General features: G+C 50.0%; 10 protein-coding genes. 5 read left to right on the top strand and 5 right to left on the bottom strand.

Annotation, left to right across the window (positions count from 1 at the left end; genetic code table 11):
* Positions 1 to 220 precede the first annotated feature (220 nt).
* A complete protein-coding gene (locus tag A7K98_RS18075) occupies positions 221 to 1,018 on the top strand; it encodes a helix-turn-helix domain-containing protein (RefSeq protein WP_087489812.1) in 798 nt (265 codons plus the stop codon).
* On the opposite strand, the gene A7K98_RS18070 is transcribed toward A7K98_RS18075, so the two are convergent.
* Together A7K98_RS18070 and A7K98_RS18065 are read right to left on the bottom strand one after the other, a co-directional pair.
* A complete protein-coding gene (locus A7K98_RS18070; RefSeq protein ID WP_087489811.1) occupies positions 1,008 to 1,646 on the bottom strand; it encodes a LysE family translocator in 639 nt (212 codons plus the stop codon). The genes A7K98_RS18075 and A7K98_RS18070 overlap by 11 nt on opposite strands.
* A 151-nt stretch (positions 1,647 to 1,797) precedes the next feature.
* Positions 1,798 to 2,667 (bottom strand): helix-turn-helix domain-containing protein, encoded by an 870-nt coding sequence (locus tag A7K98_RS18065; protein WP_087489810.1) that lies wholly within the window; start codon positions 2,665 to 2,667, stop codon positions 1,798 to 1,800.
* Positions 2,668 to 2,745: 78 nt separating this feature from the next.
* Between A7K98_RS18065 and A7K98_RS18060 the strand changes: the two genes are divergently transcribed.
* Entirely contained in the window at positions 2,746 to 3,957 is a 1,212-nt protein-coding gene (locus A7K98_RS18060; RefSeq protein ID WP_087489809.1) for an MFS transporter, read from the top strand.
* Positions 3,958 to 3,977: 20 nt separating this feature from the next.
* Here A7K98_RS18060 and A7K98_RS18055 read toward each other — a convergent pair whose 3' ends face one another.
* Both A7K98_RS18055 and A7K98_RS18050 read right to left on the bottom strand, forming a co-directional pair.
* Positions 3,978 to 5,297 (bottom strand): sigma-54-dependent transcriptional regulator, encoded by a 1,320-nt coding sequence (locus A7K98_RS18055; RefSeq protein WP_169715419.1) that lies wholly within the window; start codon positions 5,295 to 5,297, stop codon positions 3,978 to 3,980.
* The gene (locus A7K98_RS18050; RefSeq protein WP_157666006.1) at positions 5,290 to 7,143 is read right to left on the bottom strand and encodes a sensor histidine kinase; all 1,854 of its coding nucleotides are present in this window, start codon (positions 7,141 to 7,143) and stop codon (positions 5,290 to 5,292) included. Before A7K98_RS18050 ends, A7K98_RS18055 begins: the two co-directional genes overlap by 8 nt.
* A 737-nt stretch (positions 7,144 to 7,880) precedes the next feature.
* Here A7K98_RS18050 and A7K98_RS18045 point away from each other — a divergent pair.
* From A7K98_RS18045 to A7K98_RS18035, 3 genes are all read left to right on the top strand, one after another.
* Positions 7,881 to 8,429 carry a sugar dehydrogenase complex small subunit gene (locus A7K98_RS18045; RefSeq protein ID WP_087489806.1) on the top strand — a complete coding sequence of 183 codons (549 nt, stop codon included), beginning with the start codon at positions 7,881 to 7,883 and terminating at the stop codon, positions 8,427 to 8,429.
* A gap of 89 nt (positions 8,430 to 8,518) precedes the next feature.
* Positions 8,519 to 10,144, top strand: a complete 1,626-nt coding sequence (locus A7K98_RS18040; RefSeq protein ID WP_198361119.1) for a GMC family oxidoreductase — start codon at positions 8,519 to 8,521, stop codon at positions 10,142 to 10,144.
* A complete protein-coding gene (locus A7K98_RS18035) occupies positions 10,144 to 11,568 on the top strand; it encodes a c-type cytochrome (protein WP_198361118.1) in 1,425 nt (474 codons plus the stop codon). The genes A7K98_RS18040 and A7K98_RS18035 overlap by 1 nt, the downstream gene beginning before the upstream one ends.
* 52 nt (positions 11,569 to 11,620) lie before the next feature.
* Here A7K98_RS18035 and A7K98_RS18030 read toward each other — a convergent pair whose 3' ends face one another.
* Positions 11,621 to 12,529 (bottom strand): LysR family transcriptional regulator, encoded by a 909-nt coding sequence (locus A7K98_RS18030; protein WP_087489805.1) that lies wholly within the window; start codon positions 12,527 to 12,529, stop codon positions 11,621 to 11,623.
* Positions 12,530 to 12,629 lie beyond the last annotated feature (100 nt).

The following is a 12,629-nucleotide window of genomic DNA, read 5'->3' as shown; positions in this document are numbered from 1 at the left end:
GACCCGGTAACGGGGCCACTTTTACTGGCGATCTGTTAATCTCGCTAGTCAGCAGATTGCCGGTTGTCCTGTAAGCCTGTAAACCCTAAGAACTCACGTTGCTTACTCCCTGAGCCCGGTAGGTGACGATACCAGAAACAGGAGGCGGGGTGTTGAAATCATCATCGCTAAATGCTGTTATAAATCCTGACAGCAACGAGAAAAGCAGGGGAATGCACTAGTGTTACAGTTCAGCGAATGGTTCAGCCGGAATGGCATCGAATGTTCCCGGGTGATTGCCTGTGATGACGGGTTTCCCAGACATTCTCACGATGAGTATGTGATCAGTGCCAATCTTAGCGGCATTGAGGAGATCTGGCTGTCAGGAAAAAACTTAACCGCAAAAAGCGGACAGGTCACCCTGTATAACCCTGCCTCTATCCAGTCCTCAAAATTTGCACAGCAGAGTGTAGAATTTATCAGTATTCATTTGCCACAATCGGTTATCAAAAACCTGATGACACAGGAAAATCTGAGTAGTCACTCCCATGTCCCTGTGCTGCGGGAAGGTGTGTTTGATGATCCGCAGCTGTTTAATGCTATCTGCCGGTTTGCGGATTCGGCTCGCGAAGATAACGACCTGCTGCAACAGCAGGAGTTGTTGCGATTGTGTAGCGAATTGCTGGAACCCTCAGCTTCTCTGGCGGGAAATGAAGAACTGCAAATCAACAAAGTGATTGACTACCTGCGTTGCCATCTGACTGAAAAGCCCTCTCTGGAAACCCTGGCGCAGATTGCCGGATTAAGTAAGTATCATTTTATCCGGTCGTTTACCTGCTATACAGGGCTGCCGCCCTTGCAGTATCACATGCAACTCCGGCTGCATCAGGCCCGTAATCTGTTACGCCGCAATGTTCATCCGCTGGAGGCCGCGATCAGTCTCGGATTTTACGATCAGAGCCATTTTATCAATGCATTTCGGAAAGTAATGGGAATCACTCCTGGTCACTATATTGCTCTGTTAGGTCTTAGTCGGTGATAAATTCGTGGTAGCCGGAGACAATAACGGTGAGGGCGAAGTAACTGAAAATAATGGCAGAGGCGATATAAGAAAACTTCAGTAAACGGTTTCCCATTAGTTTGCCACCCAGACTCCCGACCAGACAAAGTGCGCAGGTCCAGAGGACTCCTGCAATAAAAAAGCCGCTAAGAAACCATCCTGAAGATGCCACACTGTGCTGCCCCATCCTTGAAATCAGTGCTCCGCCGACGGTAGCGAACCAGAGGATAGCTGAAGGAGAAGACATGGCCAGCATTACGCCACGGCCAAATTCCCGACTGAGCGAACGTGACTGAGGAGCTTCGCCACTGTTTAAGGCTGTTGACTGACGGAAGGCCGCCATTAGCATTTTTACCGCAAACCATACCAGCATCGCACCGCCACCAATCCACAATACCCAGCGTACGGCGCTGAACTGCAAGAGTACCGCCATACCTGCCAGTGCCAGAATGGCATAAGCCAGATCACCGAAGCAGGTACCAATCCCCAGCCAGAAGCCATGAAAATAACCGCGCTGCATTGCCAGCGTCATCATAGCGATATTGGCAATTCCAATATCCAGGCACAACGAAAGGCTGAGTAAAAAGCCATTAGAAAACTGAAGCATTGGGTCAGTCCCTGATTAAAATTTAGAGTGTGATAGCTGCCAAAATCTTGCTGCAGGCGCTGTTAACGCCGCGAAGTGGCAATCTCATCACAAGCCACTAATAAGGTATTGGAAATAATTGCGCCGGGAGTCTTGCCGGGAGTATACGCAGTTACGATTTCTCTGTCTGCGGAGCAGAGGGGGAAGAGGGTGAGGAAAAATAGCGGGAGGGGGTGATACCAAATGTCTTACGAAACCCATGAATAAAGGCGCTCAGGCTGTCATAGCCTACAGCAAGGGAAACTTCGGTAACACTTTGACCGGTAAACAGTAATTCCAGAGCATGCAGCATTCGGGCTTGCTGCCGCCACTGGCCCGGGGTGATTCCGGTTTGTTGCCGGAAGCGGCGCGATAAGGTACTCAGTGACATACCGGCCTGATGAGCCCACTCTTCGATACTGTTGTTAAGATCAGGTCTGTCCAGCAGCCGATGGGCAAGTTGCTGTAATCTGGGTTCGGAGGGCATGGGTAAATGAAAACCGCCTTGTTTAAGTAATGTGACTTCATGGGTCAGACTGTCCAGCAGACTGAGAACATGCCCGGGTTCCAGAAACGGAGCATCTGCCAGCCGGCAGATCATCGCATCGGTCAGCAGAGTCTGGGTAAAAATTGCCGGAACCTCCGGAAATGCATCGCTAAGAGCAGGTTGCAGGTACAGACAAATTCCCTCAATAGCTCCAAACCAATGGGTACCGTGATCCAGTTCGCCGGGAATCCAACAAAACTGCCCCGGCAGTACGCACGTGACCTCATCGCCAGTGTGCAGGATGACCAGCCCATGGTGGATCGCAATAATTAATCCCTGCGGATGCCGGTGCTGCTCCAGAAAAGTACCTTGTTCCCGGCGTTTTCCGGTTAATCGCAACGGAGTGACCGGCAGATCTTTATCGATCATTGGCGTCTCCAGCCGCAGTACCGGTGACGATTCTGAGCAATTCTCTGACGGGTTGGCGTTAGCCGCGTTTTCGGGGGCCGGGTACACTGTGAACTCCTGACGTTAACCAGCTGTTTATTTTAGCGGCTTGTTAGCGGGTAATCACTTTTCTCTGGAAATAAAACCATGTCGCAGTCACCTCTGGCCCTCTCTTCAGAAAGGACACTCTCATCAACCCTGCTTTTCGCGGGGATCATTCTGGTTGGTGCTAATCTCCGCGCTGCGATCACGGTGGTCGGCCCGGTGCTGTCTGATATCCGCAACAGTACCGGAATATCAGATTCTGCGGCGGGCTGGCTGAATGCATTACCGTTACTGATTTTTGCTCTGTTGGCTCCGGCAGCCCCAAAGATGGCTGCAAAGTGGGGGATGGAAAGAGTTATCGGGCTGGCTCTGGCAGTGCTGGTGGCAGGTATTGCCTGGCGTTCAGCCGGAGGTAGTGTCGCCCTGTGGGGGGGAACCTGTATCCTCGGGGCTGCCATCGCACTATGTAATGTCTTACTGCCGGCGCTGGCAAAACGGAGTTTTCCCTCGAAAGCCGCGAGAGTGATCGGTGGCTATGCAGCGATGATGGGGGTGATTGCAGCGGTTGCTTCCGGGGCCGCGGTCATGCTGGCAAACGGTGAGCCTGAAGGCTGGCGTCGGGCGCTGGGCGCATGGGCTGTGCTGGCTGTTATCGCCTTACTGGTCTGGCTGCCACAGCTGCGCACCCGTACCCGTCCAGCGCACAGCCGCCTGGCGGCACTGGATCCCCATCCGGAACAGTACCGTTCCCCCTGGAAAAGCAGTACCGGCTGGCAGGTTGCCTTGTTTATGGGGTTACATTCGACAGTATTCTATGTGCTGGTCGACTGGTTCCCTGCTTATGCACAAACCGTCGGTATTTCTGCTGCAATGGCCGGTCGTTGCCTGTTCATTTATCAGTGTATTGCAGTACTGGCCAATCTGAGTATGACGGTTATTATGCCAAGGGTGCAGGATCAGCGCGGACTGGGATTACTCTGTTCGGTTCTCATTCTGGCCGGGGTCAGTGGTTTGTATTATCAGCCGGGTCTGGCAATGCTGTGGCTGGTGCTGGCCGGAACAGGGGCAGGTATTGCCATGGTCGTCTGTCTGTCATTATTTAATTTACGCAGTCAGGGTCACAGTCAGGCAACTGCGTTGTCAGGTATGGCGCAATGTATCGGCTATCTGATGGCAGCGGCAGGCCCTGCTCTGGTCGGAGTTGCGGTGCAATATACCCATCAATGGGCTGTCCCGTTTACTCTGCTGATGGGGCTCGCGTCGGTGCAGATAGTGATCTCGGTACTGGCAGGCCGTAACCGCACCATTGGCTGACAATAGTGGGCGGGAACGGGTCAGTATTTGATGTTGTACTTTTTTAGCTTATCGAACAGTGTGCTCTTGGCAATGTGAAGTTTTTTTGCGGCCTGGGTTAAATTGCCTTTCTGATTATTCAATTCCGAAACTATCAGGCGGCATTCGAAACTTTCGACAATATCGGTCAGTGACAGATTTTGCAGATCTTCATCCTGTTCCTGCTGGCGGTTAATCCCAAGTACAAATCGTTCTGCTTCGTTTCGCAGCTCACGGATATTACCAGGCCACTCTCTGACCATTAACCGGGTCAGTTCTGATTCACGAATTTCCCGTGGCTCGCGGTCAAAAAGCTCTGCGGCTTTGGCAACGAAATGGCTGAACAGCAAAGGAATATCTTCCGGACGTTCACACAGTTGCGGCAACGAGATGCTGGCCATATTCAGCAGGAAGTGCAATTCCGGGCGAAGATTAGTGTCGTTCTTCATTGCTGCCAGTTCAGGTTTTCCTGAGCCGATCACCCGCAGATCAATCGCTATCCGCTGGTGGGCTCCCGGCCGCTCAAAGGCTCTTTCCTGCAATGCACGGCTGAGTTTGCTCTGGATAGCTGCCGGGAGGTATTCAACTTTATCAAGGAACAGTGTTCCCCCGCGGGCAAATTCCAGTTTACCGATTCGGGCGGCGGGCGACTCCGTTGAAAAACCAGCCTCATTGCCAAATAATTCGCTGTCAAACAGCCCCGCAGGCAGGGCCGAGCAGTCTACCGTAACAAACGGGCCTGTCCGGCCACTCATTTCATGCAGGCAATGGGCGGCCAGAGCTTTTCCTGTCCCTGATGCACCGTAAATCATGACATTCGCCGGTGTTGTGGCGATATCAGTCAATGTGTTTCTGATTTCGGTCATTACCAGTGAATTACCCAGCAAAGCATGCTCAGGCAGACGTGTATTGGCCAGTTGCCTGCGGAGCTGACGGATCTCCTGTTCCAGACGACGTTTATCCAGTGCCCGTTTTACGACATTAGTAAATTGCTGTGCATTAAAAGGTTTTGGCAGGAAATCATAAGCACCGTTATGCATTGCGGTCACAGCAGTTTCAATATCACCATGACCGGTAATGATGATCACCGGGATTTCCGGTACCCGCCGGTTAAGTTCCTTCTGAAATTCAAAGCCACCGATACCAGGCAACCGCATGTCGGTGACAATAATCCCCTGGTGACGAAAATGGGCAAGGTGTACCCTGGCATCCTCGACTGAAGCTACACCCAGAATCTCAATACCTTCCAGTTGCAAAGCCTGCATACAGGCCAGCCGCACATCAGGATCGTCTTCAATTAACAGCACCGAATAATTACTCATCAATTGTTTCCTTGTCATTCGGGGAAGCCAGTGGCAACCGCAGGGTAAAACAAGCCCCGCAACTGAGGTTTTCGGCCTGTAAGGTACCACCATAGGAACGAACGATATCTGCCGAAATGGCCAGACCCAACCCTAGTCCGTTATGGGTTCTGGTCGTAAAAAACGGCTCAAAAATATGCTTCAGAAGATCTGGTGCAATTCCCGGCCCGTTATCTTCAACAGCAAGCAACGCCTGGTCGTCCTGCTGAGACCAGCGTACCGTAATGGTGCCATCTTTGCGCTGGCTGCCAATTGCTTCAATGCTGTTGCTGATCAGATTGACCAATACCTGTTCCAGGCGGGTGCTGTTACACAGACACCACACCTCTCCGGACGGCGCCTGCCGTTCAAAATGGATCTGCTGCTGATTGATACGGTGAGTAAGCATAATCAGTGCATTATCAATACTGGCTGAGACAGAAACTGGCCGGGTCAGGTCATCACTATTACGGGAAAATGAACGTAATTGCTGACTGATCCTGCCAATAAAACCAACCAGCTCTACGATTCGGTTCAGGTTGCTTTTAAGGATGTCCGTCTGCCCTTGCGCCAGAAAACGTACTGAGTTTGCAGAAAGCACACTAATGGCGGAAAGCGGCTGATTAATTTCGTGAGCAATACCGGCTGACAACTGGCCGATCACTGCCAGTTTTTCGGTTCTGATCAGCTCCTGCTGCATTGCCTCCATTTTTTGTACCGACAGAATGCGCTCCTGAATTTCTCTGGCCAGCGAGGCATTCTGAATTTCCAGTTGCTGGCTACGTTCCTGCACCAGCTCTTCCAGATGACCATAGGCGCTCTCCAGTGCCTGCTGGTTATCGAGTTTCAGACGGATGATATGCTGACGCTGAATAAATAAAGAGATGACGGTAAATATTATTGCCAGAGTCACTCCCGTCAGCGCCACAATAATCGCGGCTGATGAGTAAACCGAATCTACCGGGGACAACTGAGCAAGGGTCAGATTTAGCTGAGGAAGATACTGATTAATCTGAATATAATCGCGACCGTTAAACCTGACATGATAGCTGTCAGCTGCGATTTTTTCTCCGCGGTAGCCGGTGAGAGGAGGAATGACTTTATTATTGTACTGATGTGTTTTTTCGCTGGCAGCAATTTGTTGCGGGCTGAGAGGCCCGAGCGAGTGAAACAACATGGATTCATCGGAAGAGCTGACAATAATATTATTATTATCCAGTAAAAACATTTTATTAAGGTAGTTAGATTTGCTGTTTGCCAGCGCTTCGATATCAATTTTTACCACCACTACCCCCAGTTTTTTTCCCTGCGAGAACACTGCATTTGCCTGGTAGTAGCCTGCCACCGACCCGGTGGTTCCGATACCGAAAAAGTGTTCAGTTGTGGTGCTGATACTATTAACAAAGTAGGGACGGAACTGAACATCGTGGCCGGTAAGATCCTGCTGGCTGGCCGCGATAATTTTGCCGTCGGCATTCGTGATAAATACCGACAACGCCCCGACTTTGTTCTGTATTGAACTGATTTTTCTGACCACTTCCGCCTGCAACCCTGCGTCATTCTGCTGAGAGAGAAAATGCCGGATGGTTTCATCCAGAGACAGGGCATAAGGGATAAATTCATAGCGGTGAATATTGAGTGACAGTTCATGTCCTGCCCGCGATAGCGCCTGGTTAATCAACTCTGTCTGTGCTGAGACTTTATTCTGTGCGTACAGAAAGCTGAGCACGGTGATACCGGTCATGCAAAGAATAAATATTCCTGCCAGCCACCTGAAGTGACGAAGCGTTTGCGGATCGGTTTCAAGATGCCTGCGTTCCTGTTTCAAGGGGGGACCTTTTCAGTTGTTGGTTACCAGATTAAGAAAGGGGCTGTGCATTGAGCAGGGTAGTGGATTATACCGGCCATTTGTAGCCTTTGTGTTTGTATTTTGTTTTTATTTGGTTTCATTACCGGTATTGCTCACCAAAACAACCTCTGTTTTCCTTCCGTGACCCCGGGGTAGTTTGCAACAACATTATCAATTTGTTGGGAATTAAATCGCCTGCGTTTCTGTACTTTCTGATAATGAGTATTATATATATCACTTGCCATTAAGTTAATTGTGTTCGATTTTCCGGATAATGATAAATAAACCGTTCGGATTTCCGGATGGTTATTTTACCCCACAATCAAAAAGTGCTTTTATTGATTTTAAATACTGAGTTCAGGTCTTTTTGAACGCTGATTTAATCATAAAACTCAATAAATTCTTATTGTTATCTCAACAGTTAAACTGTGGTTTTTGGTGTTATCTTTGATGAAATCAATTTCATAACTATATGTATTTTAAGTTATTTTTAAATTTATTCTCTGTTAAATATTCTACGAATAATACTGAACCTTAACATTTAATTTCATATCAAAAACATTTGTTACATCTGAATTTACGCATCCTTAAAATTGGGTATAACATTCTGCAATGTTGAATTGATGTTGGTTTTTTATTAAATGAATTATCAGCAATCATGCGGATGATTAAATCAATAACATCTTTTCTGCTTTTAATTTTTGGAGCAATTGTCAATGAAAAATGAAATTATTCGGGATGACTCTCCTGCTGAATACAATTTGTCCCGCAGAAAGGTGCTGCTTGGTGGTCTTATTTTATTAGGCAGTAGTTATCTGGGCCCATCGCTTCCGGCCTGGGCAGATACGTTAAATGACCAGGCTACCATCGACCAGTTTATGCAGTTATCACAATTACTTGTTAATCATCAGCTTGATCCGGTAACAGGGCAGCGTCTGGCTGCTGCGATGATCAGTGGCAACATGATTACACGGCAACAGATAACCAGTCTGCTGGCTGTAGCTCAGGCCCGTCAGGCAAAAGTGGTTGAGGATTTTTTCTCAGATATTCCACAGGGTGAGCTGAAAAATGCGGCTCTCAGCATTATCTCTGCCTGGTATAAAGGTGTACTGATTGATGCACCCGGGGCTGAGGTGTTTGCTTATGAAAAAGCCTTAATGTATCAGCCGACTATCGATGTGATGACCATTCCGACCTATGCCATTACCGGCCCTAATGGCTGGAGCTCCCATGCAGCTCCGCTGGCCGATATGCCGGACTTCTAAATCAATAATATTACCGGTTAATACGTAACTTCTTTTGTGGCGCAGGCGCGACAAGGGGAATTACGGCCGGAACTTTGCTGGAAAATATCATGAATGCAGATGTGATTGTGGTTGGCACCGGGGTTGTCGGTTGCCTGATTGCTGAACAGTTACTCGATAGTGGCCACTCCGTTGTGATGCTGGAAGCTGGCCCGCGGGTCGAACGTTGGCAGATTGTCGAAAACTACCGAAATTTACCACCGGTTTCCCGGTTACATTTTAATGCCCCTTATCCACCGGAGCCCTGGGCTCCTCATCTGATGTCGGCCACGCCTGAGCAGGCCGCTGAATATCTGCAACTGGAAGGTCCTAATGCCCGGGCCTATCAGCAGGGATATGTTCGTTATGCCGGCGGAGCAACATGGCACTGGGCTGGAATTTGTTGGCGGTTAACTCCGGAAGATATGCAGCTAAAAACGCTCTACGGTGTTGGCCGTGACTGGGCTTTTGATTATGCCACCCTGGAACCTTATTACACCCGTGCCGAATATGCTCTTGGGGTCTGTGGACCTTCTGAGCCGGAACTGCAATGGCCCCCGGTTCGTTCCAAACCTTATCCGATGGGCCGTCTGCCTTTCGGGCCGGGTGAGCAACGCTTTACCGACGCGGCTGCCTCTATTGGCCTGACAAATCTGCCTTCAGCTCAGGCGCGTAATAGCGGTATTGCTTACGGGGATCGTCCTGCCTGTTGCGGTAATAATAACTGCATTCCGGTCTGCCCGATTGGTGCGAAGTACGATGCAGCAACTTCACTGACACGTATTGAATCCAAAGGCGGCAAAATTCAGCCAAATGCGGTGGTCTATAAAATAGAAACCGGTGCGGATAATAAAGTCCAGGCAGTTCACTATTTTGACAATAACAAACAGACTCACCGGGTGACCGGGTCTGTCTTTGTTATTGCCTGTAACGGTATTGAAACTCCGAAACTACTACTGATGTCTGCGGACAGCAGAAACCCGCACGGTGTAGCAAACAGCTCAGATCAGGTGGGACGCAATATGATGGACCAACCGAAGCTGGTAGTAGAACTTGAGCTGGCTGAACCCGCCTGGACCGGCGTTGGACCGGTGCAGGGAAGCAGTATTATGGAAACCTCTCAGGGCAGTTTCCGTTCTGAATATTGCGGGGCGTTGTTCCGTTTCAACAATATGGCTCGCAGCCGGATTGGTGCTATGGCGGCGCTGGAAAAAGGTCTGGTGGGTAAAGCACTGGATACTGAAATTCGTCGTCTGTCAGCCTGTACCACCGAAATTGCTATTGAACATGAGCTGATGCCGGATGCCAATAACCGCTTAACTTTATCGGCTAAAAAAGACTGGCTGGGATTACCTAAACCCAACATTTACTACGATGTCGGTGACTATGTACGCCAGGGATCGCAGCGCCATTCTTTACCTATCGCCCGCCAACTGGCAAAAGCGATGGGAGCGACCAAAGTAGATATTTCGACCGAATATACCAACAGTGACCATATTATGGGCGGCTGCATTATGGGGACCGATCCTGCAGTCTCGGTGGTGGATGTGGATTGCCGGGCTCATGACCATGAAAACCTGTTTTTACCGGGTGGAGCTGCGATGACTACCGGAGGATGTGGTAACAGTACCCTGACAATGTCTGCCTTAGCACTGAAAGCCGCAGATGCCATTCATGCACAATTAGGGAAAGCATAATGAAAAAACATGCCATAAAGTTTTCCCTGTCGCTAATGTTTGCCGGAAGCATGTTGTGGGCTGGTTCCGCTGCAGCCGCAACTGGCGATGCCGCGGCGGCCATTAGCCGTGGTGAATATCTGGCGACGGCTTCGGACTGTGCTGCCTGTCATACTGATAAAGGCGGTCTGCCGTTTGCCGGTGGATTAAAAATTGAATCCCCGGTCGGGACGATTATTGCCAGTAATATTACTCCCTCCTTAACCGCTGGGATTGGTCATTATACTGAACAGCAGTTTGCGGATGCGGTGCGTAAAGGGATTCGTGCCGATGGTGCTAACCTTTACCCGGCCATGCCTTATACAGCGTACTCGGTGATGACAGATCAGGATATTCATGATCTGTACCAGTACTTTATGCAGGGCGTAAAACCGGTGGATCATCCGGCCGCGGAGACTGAGTTACCGTTCCCGATGAACATCCGCATGATGATGAAGGCCTGGAATTTACTGTTCCTCAACGATAAACCATTCAGCCCGGATGCATCACAAAGCGCTGCGTGGAACCGGGGTAAATATCTGGTAACTGGTGCAGCGCACTGTAGTACCTGTCATACACCCAGAGGGCCACTGATGGAAGAGGAAAGCAGTCAGTTCCTGAGCGGTGGTCAGGTCGGGGCATGGTACGCGCCAAATATTACTTCGGATCCACAGTCAGGGATTGGCCGCTGGAGCCAGGCTGATATTGTACAGTATCTGCGCACTGGTAATCTGCCAGGTAAAGCCCAGGCTGCCGGTAGTATGGGAGAAGCGGTAGAGCATAGCTTCCAGCATCTGACAGATGATGACCTGAATGCGATTGCTACCTATATTCGTACCGTGAAGCCAGTGGCAACGCCCGAAAACGCCGGTTCAAGATTTATGCAGGGTGACAGCCACGATGCTACCGGAAAAATTCGTGGTCTGAGTCAGCAACAGGTCACTGATGCTAAACAGCAAGGGCTGGCGTTGTTCCAGGGCAATTGTGCCTCCTGTCATGAAGCTGGCGGGCAGGGAAGCAGGGATAGTTATTATCCGAGCCTGTTCCACAATTCAGTGACCGGCGCAGAGAACAGTAATAACCTGATTGCTACCATTCTGAATGGCGTTAACCGTACCACCCGGGACGGTCAGGTATTTATGCCAGGTTTTGGTCATCATCCAAATGATATCAATAATCTGACTGACGAGCAGATAGCGTCGCTGGCAAACTATGTGCTCACAACCTATGGTAAACCGTCGAAACCGGTGACTGCGGCGATGGTTGCCACCGTACGCCAGGGAGGGCCGGGTTCCAGTCTGGTGCTTCTCGCCCGGTTTGGAATAGCTGCCGGAGTGGTAGTTGTTTTGATTCTGCTGGGATTCTGGGTGGTTCGCCGCAAAAAAAACGTCAGGGATCCGTCGTAGTTATTTCGATGGCCTGACCCGGGCCACTGCTGTCAGGCAGTGGCCTGTTGTTTCAAGGGACCGAAGATGAAGCAGAACTGATACCCAGCATTTCGGCGGCCAGTTGATTCCATTGCTGGCAGCTGTGGCTAAGATAACGATCTTTGGCGTGCACCAGTGCCAGCTCATAGCTGAGTTCAGGTTCGATCAGCGGAATGGCTACAAAATCTTCCGATAAGTTATTAATACGAACGCTGCGTGGTAGCAAAGTAATACCCACTCCGGCATGAACCATTGCCATCATCAGGTCCAGATGGCAGGTCCGTCCGGCGACTACAGGTTTAACGCCGTATAATCCGCAGGCGCTGTTAATCAGGTTATTAATCCGGAATTCTTCAGCAAAAAAGATAAACGCTTCATGCAGCAGTTCTTTTATCCGGACTGTCTGGCGACTGGCCAGACTGTGTTGTTTCGCTGCCAGTAAAAACAACTGATCACGGGCGAAAGGCTGTAAGCTGAATTGTTCACCGTCAAACGGCAACATCACCGCTGCCGTTTCCACCCTGCCGGCTTGCAATGCCTCAGCCATCTGATTCGAACCCAGCTCAATAATCTTTAGCTCTACAGCCGGAAAACGGCTGCGAAACGCCATAATAATATCGGCAAAATAACTGGAACCAACTACCGGCGGCAGCCCGACCCGTAGTTCTCCGGACACAGAAGATGAATTGTCTTTGATTTCGCGGGAGAGATTATTGAACTGACAGAGAATCAGTTGTGCGTGCCGCAGCAGAATTTCCCCGTCAGAGGTCAGGCTGATCCCATGAGGATCACGAATCAGCAGTGTTTTTCCCAGCTGAGTTTCCAGGCGCTGAATATTACGGCTGACGGCGGGTTGTGTCAGATGCAGGGCTTCTGCGGCCCGGCCAAACCCGTTAAGACGAACCACTTCAGTGAAACAGCGTAATTCGCGGATATCCATACACACTCCGGTTGTTAATAACCATAGGTAATGGGCGGGATGATCATAATGCATTTCCATTATCGGTGACAGAGCGATAAAACAGATTTGGCCGTTTTTA

It is taken from the genome of Tatumella citrea (genome assembly GCF_002163585.1).
Taxonomy (GTDB): domain Bacteria; phylum Pseudomonadota; class Gammaproteobacteria; order Enterobacterales; family Enterobacteriaceae; genus Tatumella; species Tatumella citrea.
Note: the sequence above shows the minus strand (reverse complement) of the source record. Positions and strands in the feature narration are given on the sequence as shown.